The 22,363-nt window shown below is 70.8% G+C and carries 21 protein-coding genes; 13 read left to right on the top strand and 8 right to left on the bottom strand.

All coding sequences use genetic code 11. The features are described 5' to 3' along the window. The first annotated feature begins 208 nt into the window (after positions 1–208). Complete coding sequence (locus AB0J78_RS05755) at positions 209–1,132, top strand: helix-turn-helix domain-containing protein (protein WP_363787383.1); 924 nt, start codon at positions 209–211, stop codon at positions 1,130–1,132. A gap of 19 nt (positions 1,133–1,151) precedes the next feature. Here the strand turns inward: AB0J78_RS05755 and AB0J78_RS05760 are convergent, their stop codons facing one another. From AB0J78_RS05760 to AB0J78_RS05770, 3 genes are all read right to left on the bottom strand, one after another. Beyond that, a complete protein-coding gene (locus tag AB0J78_RS05760) occupies positions 1,152–2,591 on the bottom strand; it encodes an aldehyde dehydrogenase family protein (protein ID WP_363787385.1) in 1,440 nt (479 codons plus the stop codon). A 130-nt stretch (positions 2,592–2,721) separates the two neighbouring features. After that, entirely contained in the window at positions 2,722–3,846 is a 1,125-nt protein-coding gene (locus tag AB0J78_RS05765; protein ID WP_363787387.1) for an NDMA-dependent alcohol dehydrogenase, read from the bottom strand. Positions 3,847–4,014: 168 nt separating this feature from the next. Then, positions 4,015–6,669, bottom strand: coding sequence for a glycosyl hydrolase family 65 protein (locus AB0J78_RS05770; protein WP_363787389.1), 2,655 nt, complete (start codon positions 6,667–6,669; stop codon positions 4,015–4,017). 147 nt (positions 6,670–6,816) lie between these two features. On the opposite strand from AB0J78_RS05770, the gene AB0J78_RS05775 reads away from it, so the two are divergent. After that, complete coding sequence (locus AB0J78_RS05775) at positions 6,817–8,025, top strand: hypothetical protein (protein WP_363787391.1); 1,209 nt, start codon at positions 6,817–6,819, stop codon at positions 8,023–8,025. 39 nt (positions 8,026–8,064) lie between these two features. Here the strand turns inward: AB0J78_RS05775 and aztA are convergent, their stop codons facing one another. Further along, positions 8,065–8,766: a zinc ABC transporter ATP-binding protein AztA gene (gene aztA / locus AB0J78_RS05780; RefSeq protein ID WP_363787393.1), complete on the bottom strand. Its 702-nt coding sequence runs from the start codon at positions 8,764–8,766 to the stop codon at positions 8,065–8,067. A gap of 79 nt (positions 8,767–8,845) precedes the next feature. Between aztA and aztB the strand changes: the two genes are divergently transcribed. The 4 genes from aztB to aztD are packed head-to-tail and all read left to right on the top strand — an operon-like array spanning position 8,846 to position 12,958. Then, positions 8,846–9,718 carry a zinc ABC transporter permease AztB gene (gene aztB / locus AB0J78_RS05785; protein ID WP_363787395.1) on the top strand — a complete coding sequence of 291 codons (873 nt, stop codon included), beginning with the start codon at positions 8,846–8,848 and terminating at the stop codon, positions 9,716–9,718. Continuing rightward, the gene (locus tag AB0J78_RS05790) at positions 9,715–10,869 is read left to right on the top strand and encodes a hypothetical protein (protein WP_363787397.1); all 1,155 of its coding nucleotides are present in this window, start codon (positions 9,715–9,717) and stop codon (positions 10,867–10,869) included. The genes aztB and AB0J78_RS05790 overlap by 4 nt, the downstream gene beginning before the upstream one ends. Beyond that, positions 10,866–11,777: a zinc ABC transporter substrate-binding protein AztC gene (gene aztC / locus AB0J78_RS05795; RefSeq protein ID WP_363787399.1), complete on the top strand. Its 912-nt coding sequence runs from the start codon at positions 10,866–10,868 to the stop codon at positions 11,775–11,777. The genes AB0J78_RS05790 and aztC overlap by 4 nt, the downstream gene beginning before the upstream one ends. A 26-nt stretch (positions 11,778–11,803) precedes the next feature. Then, on the top strand, positions 11,804–12,958 hold the full coding sequence (aztD, locus tag AB0J78_RS05800; RefSeq protein WP_363787401.1) for a zinc metallochaperone AztD: 1,155 nt from the start codon (positions 11,804–11,806) through the stop codon (positions 12,956–12,958). Positions 12,959–13,006: 48 nt separating this feature from the next. On the opposite strand, the gene AB0J78_RS05805 is transcribed toward aztD, so the two are convergent. Both AB0J78_RS05805 and AB0J78_RS05810 read right to left on the bottom strand, forming a co-directional pair. Next, the gene (locus AB0J78_RS05805) at positions 13,007–13,384 is read right to left on the bottom strand and encodes a hypothetical protein (protein WP_363787403.1); all 378 of its coding nucleotides are present in this window, start codon (positions 13,382–13,384) and stop codon (positions 13,007–13,009) included. 111 nt (positions 13,385–13,495) lie between these two features. Beyond that, a complete protein-coding gene (locus tag AB0J78_RS05810) occupies positions 13,496–14,050 on the bottom strand; it encodes a TetR/AcrR family transcriptional regulator (protein WP_363787405.1) in 555 nt (184 codons plus the stop codon). A 59-nt stretch (positions 14,051–14,109) separates the two neighbouring features. Here AB0J78_RS05810 and AB0J78_RS05815 point away from each other — a divergent pair, with 59 nt between their 5' ends. The 7 genes from AB0J78_RS05815 to AB0J78_RS05845 all read left to right on the top strand — a co-directional run bounded on the left by AB0J78_RS05815 (position 14,110) and on the right by AB0J78_RS05845 (position 21,137). Next, the gene (locus AB0J78_RS05815) at positions 14,110–14,778 is read left to right on the top strand and encodes a haloacid dehalogenase type II (protein WP_363787407.1); all 669 of its coding nucleotides are present in this window, start codon (positions 14,110–14,112) and stop codon (positions 14,776–14,778) included. 180 nt (positions 14,779–14,958) lie between these two features. Further along, a complete protein-coding gene (locus AB0J78_RS05820) occupies positions 14,959–15,963 on the top strand; it encodes an Lrp/AsnC family transcriptional regulator (RefSeq protein ID WP_363787410.1) in 1,005 nt (334 codons plus the stop codon). An 18-nt stretch (positions 15,964–15,981) separates the two neighbouring features. Next, a complete protein-coding gene (locus AB0J78_RS05825; protein ID WP_363787412.1) occupies positions 15,982–16,911 on the top strand; it encodes a polysaccharide deacetylase in 930 nt (309 codons plus the stop codon). Beyond that, positions 16,908–18,197 (top strand): MFS transporter, encoded by a 1,290-nt coding sequence (locus tag AB0J78_RS05830; RefSeq protein ID WP_363787414.1) that lies wholly within the window; start codon positions 16,908–16,910, stop codon positions 18,195–18,197. Before AB0J78_RS05825 ends, AB0J78_RS05830 begins: the two co-directional genes overlap by 4 nt. Next, positions 18,197–18,952, top strand: coding sequence for an SDR family oxidoreductase (locus tag AB0J78_RS05835; RefSeq protein WP_363787416.1), 756 nt, complete (start codon positions 18,197–18,199; stop codon positions 18,950–18,952). Before AB0J78_RS05830 ends, AB0J78_RS05835 begins: the two co-directional genes overlap by 1 nt. Beyond that, positions 18,949–19,974 carry a 2-dehydropantoate 2-reductase gene (locus AB0J78_RS05840; RefSeq protein WP_363787419.1) on the top strand — a complete coding sequence of 342 codons (1,026 nt, stop codon included), beginning with the start codon at positions 18,949–18,951 and terminating at the stop codon, positions 19,972–19,974. The genes AB0J78_RS05835 and AB0J78_RS05840 overlap by 4 nt, the downstream gene beginning before the upstream one ends. Further along, complete coding sequence (locus tag AB0J78_RS05845; RefSeq protein ID WP_363787421.1) at positions 19,971–21,137, top strand: M20 family metallopeptidase; 1,167 nt, start codon at positions 19,971–19,973, stop codon at positions 21,135–21,137. The genes AB0J78_RS05840 and AB0J78_RS05845 overlap by 4 nt, the downstream gene beginning before the upstream one ends. Here the strand turns inward: AB0J78_RS05845 and AB0J78_RS05850 are convergent. Together AB0J78_RS05850 and AB0J78_RS05855 are read right to left on the bottom strand one after the other, a co-directional pair. Next, on the bottom strand, positions 21,082–21,858 hold the full coding sequence (locus AB0J78_RS05850; RefSeq protein WP_363787423.1) for a helix-turn-helix domain-containing protein: 777 nt from the start codon (positions 21,856–21,858) through the stop codon (positions 21,082–21,084). The two genes, AB0J78_RS05845 and AB0J78_RS05850, sit on opposite strands and share 56 nt — an antisense overlap. Next, complete coding sequence (locus tag AB0J78_RS05855; RefSeq protein WP_363787426.1) at positions 21,855–22,226, bottom strand: DUF4345 domain-containing protein; 372 nt, start codon at positions 22,224–22,226, stop codon at positions 21,855–21,857. The genes AB0J78_RS05850 and AB0J78_RS05855 overlap by 4 nt, the downstream gene beginning before the upstream one ends. Positions 22,227–22,363 lie beyond the last annotated feature (137 nt).

Consider the following 22,363-nt stretch of genomic DNA (forward strand, 5'->3'; position numbering starts at 1 on the left):
GGTCTCCCGCCAGTGCCGGTTCCCGACCGAGGTGACGGATTACTCCCGTATTCCGGTCCCCGATTACTGGAGTTTTCCGGGTCCCCCAGGCCCCCGCCTCCGGACTCGGCGTACTGCCGCGACCGGGACTCGGAGTGGGGAATCGTTGCGATCGGTGCTGGTCGGGACGTATGGTTTGCCGTTACTGAACGATCGGTAAGGACGGACAATGGCGTCGGTCAGCTTGGACGAGGAAATCGAGTCGTTCGAGGCCTCCGCCTCGACGGTCTTCGCCCCGTTGCGCATCCGGCCGCTGCGGCCGGGACCGTTCCGGAGCTCGCTGCGCGCCACCTCCGCGGGTGACGTGGCCGTCACCCGCATCAAGTGCGCGCCCTGCCAGGTGCGGCGCACGCCCCGGCTGATCGGCTCGGGCGACCGCGAGCTGGTGAAGGTCACCATGCTCACCGCGGGCCGCGGCGAGGTCGAGCAGGACGGCAGGCGCTGCGTGCTCACGCCCGGCGACCTGGTCAACTACGACACCGACCGGCCCTACCAGCTGAACTTCCCCGACCCCTACGACATCACCGTGGTCGCCGTCCCGAAGTCCCTGCTCGGCGGGCACGTCGACACCCTCGCCACGCGCAGCGCCGTCGCGGTGCCCACCTCGCGCGGCGTGCAGCGAGTGGTCGGCGGGTTCTTCCGCACCATGACCGACGTGCTCGGCGAGGACACCGCCGGTTTCAGCGGAGACGCGGGCAGGCACCTCACGGACGCGCTGGTGTCGATGGTGATCTCCGAGCTCGCCGAACTGCGCCCGGAGCCCGGCGAGGACGTCGCCGACCGCGTGCTGGCGCACTGCCTCGCGCGCCTCGCCGAACCGGGTCTCACGGTGGAATCCGTAGCGCGCGCACATCACGTTTCCGTGCGCTACCTGCACAAGCTGTTCGCCGGGCGGTCGATGACGCTGTCGGCGTGGATCCGCAGGCAGCGGTTGGAACGCATCCGCCGCGACCTCGCCGACCCGGCGCTGGCCGACCGCACCGCCGCCGCGATCGCCGCCCGCTGGGGCGTCCTCGACGCCACCCACCTCAGCCGTGCGCTCAAGGCCGAGTTCGGGTTGACCGCCGCGGAGATCCGGCGGGCGACGCGGTAGCCGCCCGCCGGACACCCCCTCACGCCAGGCTGGTCCAGATGCTCTTGACCTCGGTGAAGGCCTCGATCGCGTCCCAGCCCATCTCCCGGCCGGAGCCGGAGGACTTCATCCCGCCCCACGGGGCACCCGCGTCCAGCAGCGGCGGCATGTTGATCCACACCGTGCCCGCCTTGACCTGGTGCGCGAGCCGGTTCGCGGTGCCGATGTCGCGGCTCCAGATGTAGGCGGCGAGCCCGTACTCGGTGTCGTTGGCGCGCGGCGCCAGCTCTTCGGGGTCGTCGTAGGGCAGCACTGTGAGCACCGGCCCGAAGATCTCCTCGCGGGCGATCCGCATGTCCTGGCTGACCCCGCCGAACACCGTCGGCTCGAAGAAGTAGCCGTTGGCCAGGTGCCCGTCGGCGCGACTACCACCGGTGAGCAGCCGCGCGCCCTCGGACTTGCCGATGTCCACGTAGCGCTGGATCTGCTCCAGCTGCTCCAGCGACGCCACCGGGCCCAGCTGCGTCGACTCGTTGAGCCCGGGCCCCAGCTGCATGGATCCGGCTGCGCCGGCCATCTTCTCCGCGAACTCGTCGGCGCGGCTGCTGTCGACGTAGTAGCGGGTCGCGGCCGCGCACACCTGACCGGAGTTGAGCAGGCCGGACATCAGGTTGCCCTCGATGACCGCGTCGATGTCGGCGTCGGCGGCGATGATGCTCGGCGCCTTGCCACCCAGTTCCAGGGACACCTTCTTCAACGCGCGGCCGGCCTCCGCGCCGATCTCGCGGCCGACGGCGGTGGATCCGGTGAAGGAGATCTTGGCGACCCCGGGGTGGCGCACCAGCGCCTTGCCCGCCTCCGGGCCGCCGGTGACGACGTTGACCACGCCCGCCGGGAATCCGGCCTGCTCCAGGACTTCCGCCAGCAGCAGGGTGGTCAGCGGGGTCTGCTCGGCGGGTTTGACGACCACGGTGTTGCCGGTGGCCAGGGCCGGGGCGAGCTTCCAGACCAGGATCATCAGCGGGAAGTTCCACGGCGTGATCAGCCCGCACACGCCCAGGGGTTCGCGCCGGGTGCGGTGGTCGACGTCGGGGACCGACAGGGGAGTGGTGACCCCGGTGATCTTGGTGGTCCAGCCCGCGTAGTACCGCAGGTGCTCCACGGCGTTGGGCACCGAGAACCCGGCGCTGATCGCCAGCGGCTGGCCCTGGTCGGTGGTCTCCAGCCGGGCGAACTCGGTGGCCCGCTCTTCGAGCAGGTCAGCGGCCTTGAACAGCAGCCGGGCGCGTTGGGCGGGCAGCAGCCCGGCCCACTCGGGCGAGTCGAACGCCGCCCGGGCGGCCTCGACCGCGGTGTCCACATCGGACGCCGTTGCCTCCGGCAGCTCGGCGATGACCTCGCCGGTCGCGGGGTTGCGGGTGGGGAAGGTGGTGCCGTCGCTGTCGGTCCACTTCCCGTTGATGAACATGTCAGTGCGCAAGGGGAACTCCTCGGAAATTCTCATTCGTCTCAGTCTGCGGCGGTGCTGGCTGTTTCCAGGTGCGGGACCCAGAGGGCCGCTGAGGTTCCGCTACCCGCACCGCCGAGCAAGCCGCTCATCAGAAGGGCTTTCAGTCGAAGACGATGACGCCGCGCAGGTTCCGGCCCGCGTGCATGTCCTCGTACGCCTCGGCGACCTGGTCGAGCGCGTAGGTCTTGGTCACCAGTTCGTCGAGCTTGAGCTGGCCGTTCTGGTACATGCGCAGCAGGTTCGGGATGTCGCGGCGCGGGTTGGACTCGCCGAACAGCGATCCCTGCAGCCGCTTCTGCATCAGCGTCAGGTCGCCGAGCGCGATGGGCGCACCGACGGCGGTGATGTCGCCGAGCCCGGTCACCACGACCGTGCCCGCCTTCCGGATCGAGGCCAGCGCCTCGCCGACGTGCTCGCCGCGCACGACGCCGATGGTGATGATGGTGGCATCGGCTCCCTGGCCGTTGGTGACCGACCGAGCGTGCTCCGCGGCCTCGTCGATGCCGGTGAAGAAGTGGGTGGCACCGAACTGCTTGGCCCAATCCGCCTTGGCGGCAACCGGATCCACGGCGATGATCGTCGTCGCCCCGGAGTGCGCCGCGCCCTGCAGCGCGTTGACGCCGATGCCGCCGATGCCCATCACGATCACGGTGTCGCCGGGTTGGGTGTTCGCCGACCGCACCGCCGACCCCCAGCCGGTGGGCACACCGCAGCCGACCAGCGCGGCGGAGCGCAGCGGGATGCTCTTGTCGATCTTCACCACGGAGTCGATCGACACCGTGGTGTGCTCGCTGAACGTCGAGATGCCGCACTGCTGGCCGACCGGTTCGCCGTCGAGGTGCATCCGGAAGCTCGACGGATCGTCGGCGCGCGCACCGGTGAGCAGCGATGCGCCCAGGTCGCACAGGTTCGACAGTCCGCGTGCGCAGAACTCGCACCTGCCGCAGGCGGGCAGGAAGGAGAACACGACGTGGTCGCCGACCTCGAAAGCGGGGGTGTTCGGCCCGACCGCGGTCACGACCCCGGCGCCCTCGTGCCCGCCCGCGTAGGGGTGGACGCCGACCGGCACGTCACCGGTGGCGACGTGGTCGTCGGAGTGGCACAACCCCGACGCCGCCAGCTTGACGGTCACTTCGCCCTGCCTCGGATCGTCGAGCTCGACCTCGACCGTCTCGTAGGTCCCGGGCACTTGGCGAATGATGGATGTGCGGGTGGTGATCGGCATTGATACCTCCGTGACTCCGTCGTCACGGCCAGTACAACCGCCTGAACAGCCCACCCGATCACCAATCCGCGCACTCCTCCTCGCCAATTCGTGCACGGCCGCGCGCGGGCTGTTCGTGGTGCCACCGGCGGAGGCCGCCGCCGGTGGCACCACGGGGTGGGTCCGCGCTCAGCGCACCTCGAGTTCCGAGACTCCGGTGTGCTCCGGGCTCTCCGGGCCGGTGAGCTCGACTCGGACGTAGCGGGCCAGGTGGCCCTCCGGCAGCTCCGCCGGGACCTCGGTGAACGTGCGGCCGTCGACCGAGGTCAGCAGGCGGTGCGAGCTCGGGGCGATCTCGCTCCAGCGCGGCGTGATCTGCGAGATCCGCTGCGCTGCACCGAGGTCGACGGTGGCCGAGCCTTGCGGGCCGTTGAGGTGCCACGGTGTGGCCGCGTTGCCGTCGACGGCTGCTTCGGCGTAGCGACCGGGCTCCTCGCTGGTGGCCTCCGCCGACTTGCAGCGCGCCAGGTTGTCGGTCGGCGTCAGGTCCGGCCTGCGGGTCTTGAGCATCAGCGGCTGCGCCTCGCTGACCACGTGCTCGCCGTCCGGGGCCTGCACGGTGAACGGGTCACCGCTGCGCAGGAGCACCGTCGTCTGGTGACCGCCGATGCGGACGTCGAACGTGCGGCCCTGCCACTTCAGCCCGGTCAGCTCGACGCCCTCGCCGAGCTGCGGCGGCAGGGTCGGGTCGAGGACGACCTTGTCGCCGCGCCAGCGCATGCCCGTCAGCCCGTGGGTGAAGACCTGCGTGTAGCCGCCGGCACCGGTGAGGAAGTTGAACGTCGGAGCGCCCGCCCCTTCACCGGCCCGCTCGCCGCGCGCCTCGGAGAACTGGGCGAACGGGTCCTTCTCGAACGGCCGGATCGACCGGTCGAGGTAGGTGTTGGTCGCGCAGCCGGGTTCGCCGATGGCGGCGGCGTCGATGGCGTGCGCGGAGTCGGTCATCGCCGGGCCGTCGGGGTCGGTGCGCGGCGCGTAGTAGTCGAGCGTGTTCTGCGCGACGTGCTCGGGCATCGGCCACTCCAGCGGGTACTGCAGCAGCACCGCGTCGGCCTGCTTGATCCGCTGCCCCGCGTACCCGTCGTACTGCCGGAACACCTGCGCCTGCTGGTCGAAGGGCATCCGCACCGAGTCGGCGATGGCGTTCCACTCCGGGGGAGCGGGTTCGCCGAGGACCTGAGCGGCCTCGGTGGCGTGCCGCAGCGCGGTGGCCGCGCCCGCGTTGGTGAACACCCCGTCGTTGACGCCGTTGCTGTACTCGTCCGGGCCCGCGACGTTGTTGATCGAGAAGGTGCCGTCGGCGTTGGGGGTCACGCGCCCGGCCCAGTACTCGGCCACGCCGCGCAACACCGGCCAGCCGTGCTCCCGCAGCCACGCCCGGTCGCCGGTGGCCAGGTAGTACTGCCAGGTGGACAGCGCGACGTCGCTCTGCAGGTGGTTCTGGGTCAGGCAGTGCGGCGGATCCCAGCTGTGGCAGTCCTTCTGCAGGTCACCGCTGTCGGCGCTGGTCCACGGGTAGAACGCGCCCTGCTGGCCGATGGACCGCGCGTTGGCACGCGCGGCGGGCAGCGTCTTCTCGCGGTAGGCCACCACCGACTTGGCGATGTCGGGGTGCTGCAGCAGCAGGCTCGGGTACATCCACAGCTCGGTGTCCCAGAAGTTCAGGCCCGCGTAGTTGTCGCTGCTCAGCCCGGCGGGGGCGACGCTGGTGTCCTGCCCTTCGCGGATGCTCGACAGGATCGCGTACTTGCTGGAGCGCAACGACTTCTGCAGGTCCGGGCGGTCCGGGACGCGGATGTCGCTCTCCCACAGCTCGTTCCACGCCGCGGTGTGGGCGTCGAAGAGGTCGTCCCAACCGCGCTCGGCGGCTTCCTGCGAGGCCCTGACGGCGGCGGCCTCGTGATCCGGCGTGGTCAGCGCGGTGTCGACGCCGACGAACTTGCCGAACTCGTAGGTCTCGCCCCGCTGCGCCTCGAAGCCGACCTTCTGCTCGGCGTCGAGTCCGTCGACGCGCTGCTGGGAGGTCGTGCGCACGTCATCGGGTCCGACCAGCGTGGACGCGACGGTGCCGCGAGCGCCGACGCCGTCGGTCTCGAAACCGACGCGCACGGTCTCGCCCTCGGCCTTGCCCGCGGTCGGGTGCATCCGGCGGGCGCCCGTGCCCTCGATCGCGCCGGCCACCTCGACCTGTCCCGACCAGCGCGGAGCGACCCGCGCGCGGACGGCTCCGACGTGCGGGTTGGTCCGGTCGGCCACGACGTCGTAGGTGAGGTCGGTGACCTTTCCGTCCGGCGCGGTCCAGGTCAGCGACGTCGACACGACACCGCACTGGACGTTCAGCGACTGGCGGAAGTGGGAGATCTGCTCCGGCGGCGTCTGCGGCGTGAAGGTGTGCTCGCCCGCGCGGACGGTCAGCGACGACCAGGTCGGGATGGCCGCGATGGCGTGCCTGGGCACGTCGGTCTGCGAACTGGGCCCTTCGCCGTAGAGGCCGGTGACGAAAGCGCCGTCGTAGCGAGGGGTTTCGAGCGGGAACCCGGTCTTCTCGCCGGTGGCGGCGTAGCCGGCCCCGGTGGGCGGCACGCGTTGCGAGAGGTATCCGTTGCCCACGAAGGCGTGCGCGGTGTAGGCGGGGTCGAACCGGTCGGTCGACATCTCCCACGTGTCGTCGCTCGCGCAGCGCGGAGGCGGCTCGGCCGGGGCGGCGCCCGCGACGGGCACGACCGCGCCCGCGGTGACCAGCAGCGCGGCGCCCAGCACGCTGCTTGAACGATGCAGTTTCACCCGAGTCAACTCCTGTGTTCGATTTCGGATGGTGATCGGGAATCCTGCTTCGGCGGCATTCGATCGTCAAGTCGACGTGGTATCGATCATGCCTGCGCTTTTCGGAATGGCGAGTGAGCGAAGTGGACGTCGCGTATACGTGGACGCATGAGTTCCTTTTCGCGACGGCGACTGCTCCAATTGTCGGCAGCGGCCGGTGCCGCCGCTCTCGGCGCCGCGTCCTGCAGCGCGCGGCCGGCCACCGACCAGGCCGCCGGCGCCGCGCGGTTGAGCTCTCCCACCGGTGTTCTCGGGGCGAACTTCAACGGTGACCCGAGCATCATGAGCTGGGCAGGGCTGGAGCGCGCCGAGGCGACCTGGGTGCGCGGCTTCGCGGCCATGCCCGACCTCGACGAGGGGACCCCGGCCGACAACCGTGCGATCAAAACCCTGCTGGATGCGGTGGATCGCAAGTACGGTGTCGTGCTCTCGCTGAAGTTCCCCTATTTTCCGCGCTCGCACGACAGAATTCCCCGCCCGGGCACCGAGGAGATGAAAAAGGACCTGGCCAGGGTCGACAAGGTGCTGCCCGAGGTGATGGGCGAGGTCGACGTTCTCGTCATCGGCAACGAGCCGTTCATCGAATGCCCGAAGGCTGATTGGACCAACGGCGCGATCAACGACTTCTACGAGACCGTGGCCGAGCACGTCATCGACTACCGGGCGAAGAACTTCCCCGACGGGTGCAAGACGGTCCTCTACATGGGTTCGCTGAACCACCTCGACCAGCCCGACGAGTGGATCAACAGCGGTACCGACCGCTGGATGAAGTACGTCCGCGACACGCCCGAGATCGAGGGCACCGACATCCACCCGCACGTCGACGAGCCCAACGGCGCCCAGGCGTACCTCGACTACGTGCTGCCCAAGCTCGGCGACAAGAAGTTCCTCGTCACCGAGTTCTCCCTGGTGCAGCTGTGGAAGAACCACCTCACCGATAAGATCCCGGCCGCCTACGCCGAGAAGTACGGGGTTCCGGCGGGCACCGAGGTCTGGCAGGTCATCCGCAACGCGCTGAAGCAGCCCTTCCCGAAGCAGCGCTGGTACGACCTGCTGCGCGAAAGCCCGTGGTTCGAGGACAACAAGCACTACCTCAGCGAGCAGATGGCGAAGTTCCGCGCCACCGGGAAGCTCGCCGTGGCCACCTACGGAATCGGCCAGGACGCCGCCATGTCCGGCGACGATTTCGACGCGAAGAGCACCCCGTGGCTGCTCAACAGCCTCTACGCCTCCGCGACCGTGCAGTCCGAACCCAACGGTGAGGCCGCCCCCAACTACGCCTGGCTGGAGGACTTCACACGCGCCCAGAAGTCTTGATCGTCGTCCGCGGCCGCTCGGCTCGGCGGTGCGCACTGCTCAGGAGGGCGACCAGACCTCGTTGATCGTGGCGGGGGTGAGGACGTCGTCCGGGGTTCCCGCCGCGTGGACGCGGCCTCGGTGCAGCAGGACGCAGTGGTCGGCCTGGCGCGCTTCGGCGAGGTCGTGCGACACCTGGACGACCGTGCGGCCGGATCGCGTTTCGGCCCGGACGGCGTCGGTGATGAGACCGCGGGCCTTCGGGTCGGCGCCCGCGTCGGGTTCGTCGAGCAGCAGCAGTTCCGCGTGCTGGGCGAGTCCTTGCGCGACCAGGACGCGCTGCCGCTGACCGCCGGAGAGCGCGCTCATGCGTTGCTTGGCCAGACACCTCACCTCCAGTCGGTCCATCGCCTCATCGATGGCCGCGCGGTCCGCCGCGTTGAGCCTGCGCCACGGTCCGCGCTCGGCCCACCGGCCCATCGCCACGGCGTCGAAGACCGTGCAGGGCAGGGCTTCCGGGATCGCGCTGTGCTGCGGCACGAACGCCGGTCGCCCCTCGTAGTCGTTGCGCTGCGCACCGCTGCTGGGCAACGTGCCGGCGAGCGCGGCCAGCAGTGTGGACTTGCCCGCGCCGTTGGGGCCCACCACGGCGGTCCACCGGGCGGCCGGGATCTCCGCCGACTCGATGTCGAGCACCTGTTTTCCCTGGTGGCCGGCTTTCAAATGGCGGAGTGCGACGGCGGTTCGCGGCACGCTGCTCACGATTTCCTCTCCGGGGCAGTGGGCGAAGTCACGCCACGAGGTTGAGAACGACAATCATTTCCATTATAGGTTGTCCGTCATGGATTGGCTATTGGTCCCGTTCGGGGTCTCCTTCGTGGAGCGGGCGCTGTGGGCCGGTGTGCTCGTGTCGGTGATCTGCGCCCTGGCCGGGACCTGGGTCGTGCTGCGGGGCATGGCCTTCCTGACCGACGCGATGTCCCACGGCATGTTGCCGGGCGTGGCGATCGCGTCCGTGCTGGGCGGAGACCTGCTGCTGGGAGCCGCGTTGAGCGCCGGCGCGATGGCCGCCGGGGTGTCGGTGCTGGACCGGTCGCGGTGGCTGTCGCGCGACACCGGCATCGGGCTGCTGTTCGTGGGCATGCTGGCGACCGGTGTGATCGTCGTGTCGCACTCGAAGTCCTTCGCCGTGGACCTGACCGGCTTCCTGTTCGGCGACGTGCTCGCCGTGACCGACGGCGACCTGGTGCGGCTGGCGGTCGCCCTGGTGGTCGCGGTCGTGGTGTCGGTCGCCGCCTACCGTCCTCTCCTGGCGCTGACATTCGACCCGCGCAAGGCCCACACGCTGGGAATGCGCCCGCGCCTGGCCGGTCTGCTGATGACCGGGCTGGTGACGCTGGCGATGGTGATGTGCTTCCAGGTCGTCGGCACCCTGCTGGTCTTCGGCCTGCTGATCGCCCCGCCCGCCGCCGCGACCCTGTGGGCCGACCGGGTTCCGCTGGTGATGGCCGGTGCCGCGGCTTTCGGCGCCGCCTCGACGGTGCTCGGGCTGCTCGCCTCGTGGCACTGGGGGACCGCCGCCGGGGCCAGCATCGCCGCCACCTCGGTCGCGCTGTTCTTCCTGTCCGCCCTGCTGTCCGCGCTGCGCGACCGGGGACGGGCGCTGACCACCCGAACAGAGAACGTCTCGAAGACGGAGGAGCCGGTCGCGTGAAACATCGCCGATTACAACTGTTCTCGATCGCACTGGGCGCGCTCGCGCTCGGTGCCTGCTCGCAGCCACCACCACCGCCACCACCGGTGCCGCACGGCTACGTCGAAGGTGCAGAGGAGACCGCCGAAGCGCAGTCCCGGCTGATCGTCGCGGAGAGCGGGGGAGCGCTGCGCGTGCTGGACCTGCTGACCGAGGAAACCCGGGACCTCCAACCCGTTCCGGGAATCCGGGACGTCGTCACCGACGGCCGCTTCGGCTTCGTGTCGGACGCGGATTCGGTGCACGTCGTCGACAGCGGCGCGTGGACGGTCGATCACGGCGACCACATCCACCACTACCGCGCGGAGATCCGCGAGCTGGGGGAGGTCCCGCTCGCCACACCGGTGCAGGCGCAGAGCGACAAGGCGGTGGTCGCGCTGTCCGGCGCCGACGGCGCGACGGTGCTGCTGAACCGAGAACCGCTGGAGAAGGGCCGGATCGAGCGCGCGGCCGACCTGCGCGTCGAACCGGGGACCGTCGCCGTGCCCTTCGAGCAGCACGTCCTCGCCACGTCCGGTGACGCGGTGCGCGTCCTGGATCGCGCCGGCGCCGAAACCGCCCGGATCCCCGAGTCGTGCCCCGAACCCGCCGGAACCGCGGTGACGCGTCGCGGCGCGGTGTTCGGGTGCGCCGACGGAGCGCTGCTCGTCACCGCCGACGACGGACCGTTCCGCGGCGAGAAGATCGCCTACCCGCCGGGCGCGGCACCTCGCGCCGGCGAGTTCCACCAGCGTCCCGGCAGCGACACCCTGGCCGCGCTGGCGGGCGAGGACGGCGCGTGGCTGCTGGACCTGTCGAAGCGGTCCTGGAAGCACGTGCCCACGGGACCGGTGGCGGCGGTCAACGCCGTCGGTGCGGGCGGTTCGCTGCTGGCCGTCGGCACCGACGGGACGATGCGCGCCTACCGGGAGGACGGCACGGAGACCGCGCGCAACCAGATCATCCCGCCCGGCGGTCCGCCGCCGAGCATCCAGGTCGACACGTCGCGGGCGTACGTCAACGACGTGGCCGCGGGAACGGTGCACGAGATCGACTACAACGACGGCTTGCGCATCGCCCGCAGCTTCCGGCTGGGCGGACAGGCCGCGCACGTGGTGGAGACCGGCCGATGAAGCGCACCGCAACGCGCGCGGTCCTCGCGCTGATCACCGCACTGCTGACCCTCACCGCCTGCTCCGCCGGGGCGCAGCAGCGGCCCAGCGTGGTCGTGACGACCAACATCCTCGGCGACATCACGCGGCAGATCGTCGGCGCCGGAGTGCCGGTGTCGGTGCTGATGACGCCCGGAGCCGACCCGCACTCGTTCGGGATCTCCGCGCAACAGGCCGCCGAACTCGAACAGGCCGACCTCGTGGTGCACAACGGACTCGGCCTGGAAGAGGGCGTGCAGCACAACGTCCAGGCCGCGGTCGCGGAAGGCGCTCCGGCCTTCGCGGTCGCCGAGCACGTCGACCCGCTGAAGATCGCCGGACCGGACTCCCAACCGGATCCGCACTTCTGGACCGACCCGTCGCGAGTCGCCCGCGCCGTCGACCTGATCGCCGACCAGGTCGTGGCCCACGTCGACGGCATCGACGCGGCGGCGGTGAGGACCCGCGCCGCGCAGTACCGGCAGCAGGTGCTGGCGGTCGAATCCGAGGCGGCGCAACGGTTCGAGCGCATCCCGCCCGAGCGGCGCAAGCTCGTCACCAACCACCACGTGTTCGGCTACCTCGCCCACCGCTACGGGTTCGAGGTGATCGGGGCCGTGATCCCCAGCGGCACGACGCTGGCCTCGCCCAGCGCCTCCGACCTGTCGTCGCTGGCCGACGCCGTCCGTCGCGCGAACGTGCGCACGATCTTCGCCGATTCCTCGCAGCCGGACCGGCTGGCGCGGGTGCTGGCCGAGCAGGCCGGCCTCGACGTCCGCGTGACACCGCTGTTCACCGAATCGCTGAGCGAGCCGGGCGGGGGCGCCGCCACCTACCTGGAGATGACCCGCGCGAACACCGAGGCCATCGCCTCCGGGCTCGGCGCTTGATCACCCTCGGAGAAGGAGAGAAAACCATGTTGAAACCGGTTCGCTTACCGGTGGCCGTCGCCACGATGGCGCTGGCCCTGACCGCGTGCGGTTCCGGCGCTCAGCAGGCCGCCGCGCCCGGCCCCGCCGTGCCCGACCCGATCGTGACCACCTACGACGGCGGTGTCCTGGTGCTCGACGGGAAGACCTTGGCCGTGGCCGAGGACATTCCGCTGCCGGGCTTCAACCGGCTGAACCCGGCCGGCGACGCCGAGCACGTCATGGTGTCGACCTCGACGGGTTTCCAGGCGCTCAACGCCGTGCGCGCCCAGCTCACCGACGTGCAGTTCCCGGCGCCCAAGCCGGGTCACGTGGTGCGCAACGCCGGTCGCACGGTGCTGTTCGCCGACGGGACCGGCGAGGTGACCTCGTTCGACACCGCCGAGCTCGCTGCTGGAAAGCCGGCCACCGACAAGCACACGGCCGCCGAAGCCCACCACGGCGTCGCGATCGAGCTGTCCAACGGCCAGATGGTGCTGTCGCTGGGCAACGAGGAGGACCGCACCGGCATCGCGGTCCTCGACGAGCACCGCCACGAGATCACCCGGAACGAGGACTGCCCCGGCGTCCACGGCGAGGCCGTCGCGCAGGGCGAGGCCGTGGTCATCGGCTGCGAGAACGGCGCGCTGGTCTACCGCGACGGCGCGATCACCAAGATCACCAGCCCGACGCCGTACGGGCGGATCGGCAACCAGGCGGGCAGCGAGCACTCGTCGGTCGTGCTCGGCGACTACAAGCAGGACGAGCACGCGGAACTCGAACGTCCGCAGCAGATCGCACTGGTCGACACCGCGAACTCCTCGCTGAAGCTGGTCGACCTCGGCACCAGCTACACCTTCCGCTCGCTGGGGCGCGGCCCGGCCGGTGAGGCGCTGGTGCTGGGCACCGACGGTCAGCTGCACGTGATCGACCCGCTCCAGGCCCGCGTGGTTCGCAGCATCCCGGTGATCGGCCAGTGGGAGGAGCCGCTGGAGTGGCAGCAGCCGCGCCCGGCGCTGTTCGTCCGCGACGGCACGGCATACGTGACCGATCCGGCCAAGCGGGAGATCCACGCGATCGACATCGCTTCCGGCCAGAAGACCGCGACGGGCGCGCTCCCCCATGCGCCGAACGAGATCGCCACGCCCCTGGCGGGTCACTGACGCGAAACGGGGGAGGGGACGGCGTCGGATCGATGCCGTCCCCTCCCCTTAGTTGTTCCGGGCTCGAGCACTGGGAACGCGCGTGCGCAGCCGCGCGGGCAGCGAGTCCGCGGTGAGCGGCGTGGCCGTCATCCAGCCGGTGAGCGCCGCCAGGTCGGTCCGGGTTCGGATCGGGCCGACGGGGATCACGGGTCCGGTGGGCCGCCGCTCCACGTCGCACGGCTGCACCAGGACGACCGTCCCGCTGGCCCCGGACGCCTTGGTCCGCGCACTGCACCAGAGCTTCCCGAGCTGACAAGGCGCGCGCACCAGCACTCCGTGCGGAGTCCGGCGCACGGTCTCCCGCAGCGCATCGAGAGCCGGAAGCCCCTGGCAGTCGTCGCACAGCACCGCGGTGAATCCCACCGCACTGGTCACGGACTCCATCTCGACGTCCTCCTCATCCGGGTACGACCTCTCAAGTAACAACGATAACCGTTTTCAATAATTTGGTCACGCGTGTGTCCGGGTGAGGAGCCGGTAGGAATCCGCGTCGCCTCAGCGCGAGGTGCGTGCTGCGGCGAGGCGCCGGGCCTGGGTGAACGGGTCGGGGGTGATGTTCAGCAGGAGTGCGCTGAGGGTGCCCTCGTAGATCAGGAGGAGGTCTGCGGCGATCTCTCCGGGCGCTGAAAAGCCCTCGGCGGCGGCGATTTCGGTGAGCCGGTGGAGCAGGTGGCGCTTGTGCTCGGCGACGACGGCGAGCGCTGGGTGATCCGGGTCGGTGAGCTCCACCGCCGCGTCCACGTGCGCGCAACCGCGGCGGTGACCGGTGGTGGTCCACCACCGCTCCAGGGCGTCGAACAGGGCCAGCAGGGGTTCGTCGGCATCGGCGATGGCCGCTTCCCAGTCGGCCCGCCACTGCTCATCGCGCTGGGAGAGGTAGGCGGTGACGAGCTTGTCCTTGCCGCCGAAGTGCTTGTAGCAGGTCGCCAGCGCCACGCCCGCGCGCTCGACGATCGCGTCGATGCCGGTGGCGTTGATGCCCCGCGCGTAGAAGAGCTCGTCCGCCGCCGCGAGCAGGCGCTCCCGCGCCGGGGTTGCCGGTTTCGCCATCACGGGACTAGTGTAACGGTCGTTCTACCTAGAACGATCGTTCTGCTGTAGGAGGGGCCGTGCCCGAGCTCAAGGCCGTCGCGTTCGACGTCGTCGAAACCCTGATGTCGCTGGAGGAGGTGCCGGGCCGCCTGGCCGAATGCGGTTATCCCGCAAGCCTCTTCGACCCGTGGTTCACCCGCGCGGTGCGCGACGGCATGGCGCTCGCCGCCGCCGGCGGCTACCGCACCTTCGACGAGATCTGCGCCGCGGCGTTGCGCGACATCACCGGCGAGGACGTCGGCCAGGCGACGATCGACCACGTGCTGGGCGGGTGGGACCGCTTCCCGGCGCACGACGACGTGACCCCCGCGCTGGAAGAACTCCGCGCGGCCGGCGTGCGCGTCATCGGACTGACCACCGGATCCGCCGAGGTCATCAGCGGATTCTTCGCCCGCAGCGGACTGTCCGATCACGTCGAGGCGGTCCTGTCCTGCGCCGACGTTGGGGCGTGGAAGCCCGCCCCCGCCGCGTACCGCTACGCCACGACCTGGCTGGAGCTCGCCCCGGAACAGGTCGCGCTCGTGGCCGCCCACGCCTGGGACTGCCACGGCGCCAAGCGAGCCGGCCTGCGGACGGGCTGGGTCAGCCGCCTCGAAGGCCGCTACAACCCGACCTTCGACCCGGCGGACGCCACGGCCGACGATCTGCCCGACCTCATCCGAAAGCTCCTCGAACCCGCCGCATGAGGGGAGTTTCAAGATCTTTTTGAGGGGATCCGGCGTGTTCTCGTGTCCGGGGACGTGCCGGGTGGCGTGGTGATTTCCGGCGGCGGACGGCTCCACGCGGCTGGAAACACCGCGTTCACCTGCTGATTTGCAGGATTCCAGCGTTGACCGGGTTCGTTCCGGTGGTTAGCGTCCCCGGCCATGACCGCGGGGCTGGGTCTGGAGGCGCTGGACGAGGTGGATCGCCGCATCATCGCGGCGCTCCAGCTCAACGGGCGTGCGCCGTGGAGCGCGGTCGCGCGGTGGGCCGGGGTCAGCGAGACCACGGTGCAACGGCGGTTCACCGCGCTGCACGAGCGCGGACTGGTGCACGTGGTCGGCGTCATCGACCTGGACCGCACCGCGGCCGGGTCGTCGATGCTGATCAGGGTGCAGGCGCGGCCCGGGAGGGGCTGGGATCTCGCCGAGCAGCTGACGGCGCGTCCGGAGGCCCGGTTCCTCGCGGTGGTCACCGGGACCGCCGACCTGATCGTCGATTTCGTGGCGCACGACAACGACGAGCTGTTGCGCCTGCTGTTCACAGACCTGCCCGGCGCAGACCTGATCGCGGGAACCGAGAGCGTCGCGGTGATCCGCACTTTCGCCTCGGCTCCGGGATGGGACACCGGCCTGCTGCCGCCCGAAGCCGCCGCCGAATTGCGGCCGACGCATGCGCGGCCGTACGACCGGGCCGACTGGGGCGCGCCGCCCAAGGCGCCGGGTGAGCTCGAACGCGCAGTCGCGGAGGAACTCGCGGTGGACGGGCGGCTGCCGGTGAGCGCGATCGCGCGCAAGCTCCGCACCAGCGAATCCAGCGTCGCCCGGGCGATGGACCGCATGGTCTCCCGCGGCGGACTGCAGTTCCGGACGCTCGTGGAGCCGGAACTGCTCGGCTACGGGGTCGAGTTCATGCTGTGGCTGTCGATCCACCCCGGGCACCTCGACGAAGCCGGACGGCGGCTCGCCGCGCATCCCGGCACGAAGTTCCTGGCCGCCGCGACTGGCCGGTTCAACCTGGTCGGGCAGATGGTGTTGCCCGCGAAGGCCGACCTGTTCGGCTACACCGCCGAGGTCATCGGCACGCTGCCCGGGCTCAACGCCTCGGACGTCACCTTGCACCTGGCCACGCTCAAGCGCGCGTGGACCCGGGTGGACCGCTTCCGCTGAAACCGCACGGGAGGAAACATGTCCGCAGCTGATCCACCTCACGAGCCGTGGCAGTGGCCGGAGGCGACTTGGCGCCGCCACGTCGAGGCCGTGCGCGCGGGACGGCGTCTCGTGCCGTCGCGGTGGCCGGGCGGTGCGCGCGTCGCGGTCGCGATCTCCTTCGACTCCGACCACGAGACGATCCCCTTGCGCGACGGCGAGACCAGCCCCGGACGTCTCGCGCAGGGCGAGTACGGCGCGCGCGTCGGCGCCGGTCGGGTGCTCGAACTGCTCGCCGAGCACCGCGTCCCCGCGACGTTCTTCATGCCCGCGGTGTCGGCCCTGCTGCACCCGGGCGAGGCGAAGGACTACGCGAGCGAACCGCACGAGATCGGCGTGCACGGGTGGATCCACGAGCGGAACACCTTGCTGGCCGAGGAGGACGAGCGGGAGCTGATCTCCCGGGCGCGGGAATCGCTCGCCGAGATCACCGGCGTCCGGCCGACCGGGATCCGCACTCCCTCGTGGGACTTCTCCGACTCCACTTTGGACACCATTCGCGAACTCGGTTTCGCCTACGACTCCTCGCTGATGGCCGACGACGAGCCCTACGAGATCGTCGCGAACGGCTCGCCCACCGGCCTGGTGGAGATCCCCGTCGACTGGATCCGCGACGACGCCCCGTACTTCACGATGGACCGCTACGGCTCGGTGCGGCCCCACACCCGCCCGCGCGACGTGCTGGAGATCTGGATCGACGAGTTCGACGCCGCCTACCGGGCCGGCGGTGTCTTCCAGCTGACCATGCACCCGCACGTCATCGGCCACCGCTCGCGACTGGTCGTGCTGCGGGAACTGCTCGATCACATCCGGGCGCACGGCGACGTCTGGTTCGCGACCCACGCCGAACTCGCCGGCGCCGCGCGCGCCGAGGCGACCCGGCTCGACACCGCAGGAGCGACCTCATGAGAACGGACACGGTGAGCAGCGGGAAGCTGACCCGGGCGCAGCGCAAGGCGATCGTCGCCGGCACCATCGGCAACACGGTCGAATGGGTGGACTGGGCGCTCTACTCGATCTTCGCGAAGATCATCTCCCAGGAGTTCTTCCCCGCAGGCGACGAGACCGCGGCCCTGCTGTCGACCCTCGCGGTGTTCGCCGTCGGGTTCGTGATGCGCCCGATCGGCGCCGCTGTGCTCGGCGGTTACGCCGATCGCCACGGCCGCAAGAAGGGACTCACCCTCACCATCGGGCTGATGGCAGGGGCCTCGTTCGTCATCGCGCTGACACCGACCTACGACGCGATCGGACTCTTCGCGCCGCTGGTGCTACTGGTGGCGCGGTTGTTGCAGGGCTTCTCGGCGGGTGGCGAGTTCGGGTCGTCCTCGGCCTTCCTCGTCGAATCCGCCGCAGCGGGCAGGCGCGCGTTCGCCGGTTCGTGGCAACAGGTCTCGGTCGGCGGCGGAGTGCTGATCGCCTCGCTGCTCGGCACGATCACGACCTCGTCGCTGTCCGACGCGGCGCTGCACTCGTGGGGCTGGCGCGCGGCGTTCATCATCGGCGGCCTGCTCGGTCTCGTGGGCCTGTGGCTCCGGGTGTCGGTGGAGGACACCGAATCGTTCACCAAGGCGCGCGCCGGCGGCCAGACCAGGACGAACCCGCTCAAGGCGATGATCTTCGAACACCCCGGCGCCGCGCTGCGGGTCGCCGGCATCACCATCGCCGGGACGCTCACCTACTACATCTGGGTAAACTACCTGCCCACCTACGCCAACCTCACCACCGGAATCCCGCTGTCGCAGGCGCTGCTGTCGCAGACCCTCTGCCTGGTCGTGTTCGTGGTGGCGCTGCCGTTCGTGGGCGCGCTGTCGGACCGGGTGGGGCGCAAGACCACGCTGGGCGTGTTCGCGGGCGGGTTCGTGCTGCTGGCGTGGCCGCTGCTGAACCTCCTCGGCAACAGCTTCCTGAGCCTGTTCCTGGTCCAGCTGACCGGGATGATCCTGGTGCTCGGCTACTCGGCGAACTGCGCGGTGATCATGGCCGAGCAGTTCCCGCCCGAGGTGCGCGCGACCGGCATCGCCTTGCCCTACGCCCTGGCGGTGGCGCTGTTCGGCGGAACCGCGCCGTACATCACGACCTGGCTCAACGACATCGGGCACGGCGACCTGCTGTGGCTCTACGTCTCGGGCTCCGCGCTGATCTCGCTGATCGTCTACCTGACGATGCCGGAGACCAAGGACAAGGAGTTCGCCTGATGCGGCACGTGCTGGTGACCGGAGCAGCCAGTGGGCTCGGCCGCGCCATCGCGGAGGACTTCGCAGAGCACGAGGACGTGGCGCTCACCTTGGTGGACGTCGACCGAGCACGGCTCGCGGAAACACCCGTTCAAGCCGTGCGGATCACCGCGGACCTCACCGAACCCGAGACGTGCGAGTCCGTGGTGGAACAGGCGTGGCGGACGGCCCCGCTGGACGTGCTCGTCAACGCCGCCGGGATCTACCCGTCGGTGGACATGATCGACGTCGACGCCGAGACCTGGGACCGGATCTTCGCCCTCAACCTGCGCGCACCCGTGCTGACCACGGCCGCGTTCGCGCACCGCGGGCGGAGCGGTGCGGTCGTCAACATCTCCTCCGGAGCCGCGCTGCGCGCCCGGCCCGGCGGCGGACCCTACGCGAGCTCCAAGGCCGCGCTCGAGATGGCCACCCGCGCAGCGGCGTTGGAGCTCGGCGAACGCGGAATCCGGGTCAACGCCGTCAGCCCCGGCTTCGTCGCCGTGGACAGCGAGTGCAACCCGGTCGCCGAGGACTACGCCGCCGCCGTGTCGGTCAATCCGCTCGGCAGGCCCGGTGAGCCTTCCGACGTCGCCCGCGCGGTGCGCTGGTTGGCGAGCGACAACGCCTCCTGGATCACCGGCGAGATCCTGCGCGTCGACGGCGGTTCCAGCGCCGGCGCCTCCCACCTGCCGCGGTTGTGGCCGAACACGGTCCGGAAAGGACGCAACGCATGAGTTCCACGAGCTACGCGGTGGTCGGTGGCGGAGCGATCGGGGGCACCCTCGCGTTCCACCTCGCGCGCGCCGGTCACCACGTCACCGTGGTCGACGCCGACCCGGCCCACGTGGCTGCGATCAACGAGCACGGCTTGATCCTCGACCGCGCCGGTTCCCCCGAATCGGTCCGGCTGTCGGCAGCGGTCCCGGACGCCTTCAGCGGCCCGCTCGACCGGGTGCTGCTCGCGGTGAAGGCCCAGGCCACGGAGTCAGCGGCCCGCTGGCTCGCTCCGCGGCTGGGCCCGGACGGCTACGTGGTGTCGGTGCAGAACGGGTTCAACGAACCCGTGCTCGCCGACCATCTCGGTTGGGAGCGCACCCTCGCGGCGTTCGTCAACATCTTCGCCGACCGCACCGAGCCCGGCGTCATCGCCGACGGCGGGCCTGGAGCGCTCGTGATCGGCGAGCCCGGAGGCGAACCGGTGTCCGAGCGGGTGCGACTGCTCGTCGACGACCTCCAGGCATGGGGCCCTGCGCAGGCCAGCGACAACGTCGAGGGTTTCCTGTGGGCGAAGGCCGGGTTCGGCGCGATGCTCGCCGCGACCGCGCTCGCCGACGAGGCGATGGCCGATCTCATCGACCGCCACCGCCCCGCGATGCGCGCGCTGGCGGGGGAGGTGTTCGACGTCGCGCACGCCCTCGGCATCAGGCTGGAACCGTTCGACGCGTTCAACCCCGACGCGTTCGTGCGCGGCTCCGACCGGGACGAACTCGCCCAGGCGGTCGACCGGCTCACGGCGTGGCTGCGCACGCAGCCCAAGAACCGCAGCGGGATCTGGCGCGACCTCGCCGTTCGTCGCCGCGAGGTCGAGGTCACCACGCACTACGACACCGTTCTCGCCGAGGCGGACCGCCTGGGCATCGGGACACCCGTGCTCCGGGCGGTGATGGCGGGCCTGCGCGAGCTCGAAGACGATCCCGGATCGATGTCCGAGCAGCGGATCGACGAGCTGGACCGCATCGCCGGGAGCCTGGTGTGACCGCCCCGGCCGCGCACGCGTGGCTGTCGCAGCACAGGGACGAGATGATCGCCGATCTCGCCGAGTACGTGAACCACGAGAGCTCCAGCGACGATCTCTCCGCGCTGGACGAATGCCTGCGGTGGGTGTGCGACTGGCTCGATTCGCGCCTCGGCCCGCCGTCCGGGCACGAGCGGTTGACCAGGGCCGATGCCGGTGACGTCGTCATCCGCCGCTACCCCGGCAGCGGGGGCGACCCGGTCCTGCTGCTCGCGCACTACGACACGGTCTGGTCGACCGGCACGCTGGCCGACTGGCCGTTCCGCGTGGACGGGGACCGGATCAGCGGTCCCGGCGTGTTCGACATGAAAGCGGGTCTGGTGCAAGCGGTCTGGGCGATGCGGGCTCTCGACGCGCTCGGATTGCCGAGGCCGCCGGTGACGTTGCTGCTCAACGGTGACGAGGAGACCGGCAGCCTGGCCTCCTCCGATGTCATCGCGGAGGAGGCCAGGAAGTCCAGGGCGACACTGGTCTTCGAGGCGAGCGCGGACGGCGCGGTCAAGACCGCGCGCAAGGGCGTCGGACTGTTCACCGTGACCGTCACCGGCGAGGAGGCGCACGCCGGGCTCGACCCGACCGCGGGCGCGAGCGCGGTGGTGGAGGTCGCGCACCAGGTGTTGCGCTGCCGGGCGCTCACCGACCTCGACGCCGGGACCTCGGTGAACGTCGGTGTGGTGCGCGGTGGGACCAGGGCGAACGTCACGGCGGGCAGTGCGGTCGCCGACCTCGACGTCCGCGTCGCCAGCGCCGCCGAGGCCGAGCGCATCGACGCCGCGCTGGCATCGCTGGAGCCCGTCGATCCGAAGACCCGGGTCACCGTCACCGGTGGCTGGAACCGGCCGGTCTTCGAACGCACGCCGGAGGTGGTGGCCCTGTACGAGGTGGGGCGCGACTGCGCCCGCCCGCTCGGACTCGACCTCCGCGAAACCGCCGTCGGCGGAGCCAGCGATGGGAACTTCGCGCAGGCCGCCGGGATTCCCGTCCTCGACGGCCTCGGCGCCGTGGGCGCGGGCGCTCACGCCCGCAGCGAGCACGCCACCGTCACCGGCATGCTGCAGCGCTCCGCCCTCACCGCCGCTGTGCTGGAGCGCTTCTCCCGATCGGGTGCGCCTGCACGGTGGTGATCTCGGCGCCGCTCGCCAGCAGTGCCGTCGCGGACAGGCCGAACATGCGCCGGAAGGTATCGCTGAAGTGGCTGGCGGAGGCGAAGCCCGCGTCTGTGGCCGCTGTCGTGAGGTTCGCACCCGCCTCGACGGCTGCTCCCACGCGCAGCAACCGCGCCCAGACCCGGAACCGCCGGAAGCTCGTTCCCGCCTGCTCGGAGAACAGGTGGAGGAACCGGGACGTGGACAAGCCCGCCTCCGCGGCGACGGTGCTGGCGTCCCGCTCTCGTTCCGGTTCCGCGAGAAGCGAGTTCATCGCCGCCCGGATCCGCGGGTCGACGAACTCGCCCGACGCGTCGCCCAGGAGGAGCCTGCGGGCCTCGCCGGGGTCGTGCAGGTGATCGAGCACGGCCGCCTCGTCGCGGTGCGTGGCGGTGATCGCCCCCAACGCCTCGGTCATGAGGCTGTGCACGTCATCGGTGCGCGTCGACGCGGAATCGAGGTAGTGGAACAGCACCCGGCCCGAACCGGCCTCGATCCGGTGCCGGGTGCGCGCCGGTATCAGAGCGCTGCGGCGGCGCCAGGAACCGTCCGACGAGTGGACGACGAAGGCGTCGTCGACGCCGACCGCGAGGCAGTGCACCGGTGTCGAGTGCTGGTCCCACAGCAGCGGTGCTCCCAGGTAGGTGGCCTGTCCCGGCCACAACCAGAGCTTCCCGCGTTCGCCGGCCACAGAGGTCATGCTCGCACGACGCCGAGGAGCAGTCCGCCCGCGACGGCCTCGACCAGGCAGTAGAACCAGATCGGGTAGAACGCGGCCGGAGCGTCCACCAGCCGGGAGATCACCCGCCCGGCGGCCATGCCTGCCATCGCGACGCCGACCGCCGTTGCCGCCCCGTTCCGCACCGCGTCGTCGTCCGTCGCGCACCAGGCGAGCACCCCGGCCACCGCCAGGCCGAAACCGCCGTACACCGCGCGCACCTCGGATCGACTCACAGCGCTCGATGCGACCAGTCCGAACGGGCGCACCAGCGCGGCGGGTGCCACCAGCGCGCACAGCCCCATCCCGGCGAAGAACACCGCGCTCAGCGCGAGCACCGCTTCCCTCATCGATCTCGTTCCTCTCCCGAAGGCCTCGCTGCCACGGCGCAATCCTGATCCACCAGGTCCCGAACGCGCTTCCGAGAACGTGCTGGCGCGGAGCAGTCCTGGCCGCCGCGGACGAGGGGCGGTGACGGCTGTGGCCG

It is taken from the genome of Saccharopolyspora sp. NPDC049426, from assembly GCF_040676935.1.
In the GTDB taxonomy this organism is placed as follows: domain Bacteria; phylum Actinomycetota; class Actinomycetes; order Mycobacteriales; family Pseudonocardiaceae; genus Saccharopolyspora.

Coding starts and splice junctions, on each gene's coding strand:
- AB0J78_RS05755 (WP_363787383.1), top strand. CDS start 209: ATGGCGTCGGTCAGCTTGGACGAGGAAATCGAGTCGTTCGAGGCCTCC.
- AB0J78_RS05765 (WP_363787387.1), bottom strand. CDS start 3,846: ATGCCGATCACCACCCGCACATCCATCATTCGCCAAGTGCCCGGGACC.
- AB0J78_RS05775 (WP_363787391.1), top strand. CDS start 6,817: ATGAGTTCCTTTTCGCGACGGCGACTGCTCCAATTGTCGGCAGCGGCC.
- aztB (WP_363787395.1), top strand. CDS start 8,846: ATGGATTGGCTATTGGTCCCGTTCGGGGTCTCCTTCGTGGAGCGGGCG.
- aztC (WP_363787399.1), top strand. CDS start 10,866: ATGAAGCGCACCGCAACGCGCGCGGTCCTCGCGCTGATCACCGCACTG.
- aztD (WP_363787401.1), top strand. CDS start 11,804: ATGTTGAAACCGGTTCGCTTACCGGTGGCCGTCGCCACGATGGCGCTG.
- AB0J78_RS05805 (WP_363787403.1), bottom strand. CDS start 13,384: ATGGAGTCCGTGACCAGTGCGGTGGGATTCACCGCGGTGCTGTGCGAC.
- AB0J78_RS05810 (WP_363787405.1), bottom strand. CDS start 14,050: ATGGCGAAACCGGCAACCCCGGCGCGGGAGCGCCTGCTCGCGGCGGCG.
- AB0J78_RS05820 (WP_363787410.1), top strand. CDS start 14,959: ATGACCGCGGGGCTGGGTCTGGAGGCGCTGGACGAGGTGGATCGCCGC.
- AB0J78_RS05825 (WP_363787412.1), top strand. CDS start 15,982: ATGTCCGCAGCTGATCCACCTCACGAGCCGTGGCAGTGGCCGGAGGCG.
- AB0J78_RS05830 (WP_363787414.1), top strand. CDS start 16,908: ATGAGAACGGACACGGTGAGCAGCGGGAAGCTGACCCGGGCGCAGCGC.
- AB0J78_RS05835 (WP_363787416.1), top strand. CDS start 18,197: ATGCGGCACGTGCTGGTGACCGGAGCAGCCAGTGGGCTCGGCCGCGCC.
- AB0J78_RS05840 (WP_363787419.1), top strand. CDS start 18,949: ATGAGTTCCACGAGCTACGCGGTGGTCGGTGGCGGAGCGATCGGGGGC.
- AB0J78_RS05850 (WP_363787423.1), bottom strand. CDS start 21,858: ATGACCTCTGTGGCCGGCGAACGCGGGAAGCTCTGGTTGTGGCCGGGA.
- AB0J78_RS05855 (WP_363787426.1), bottom strand. CDS start 22,226: ATGAGGGAAGCGGTGCTCGCGCTGAGCGCGGTGTTCTTCGCCGGGATG.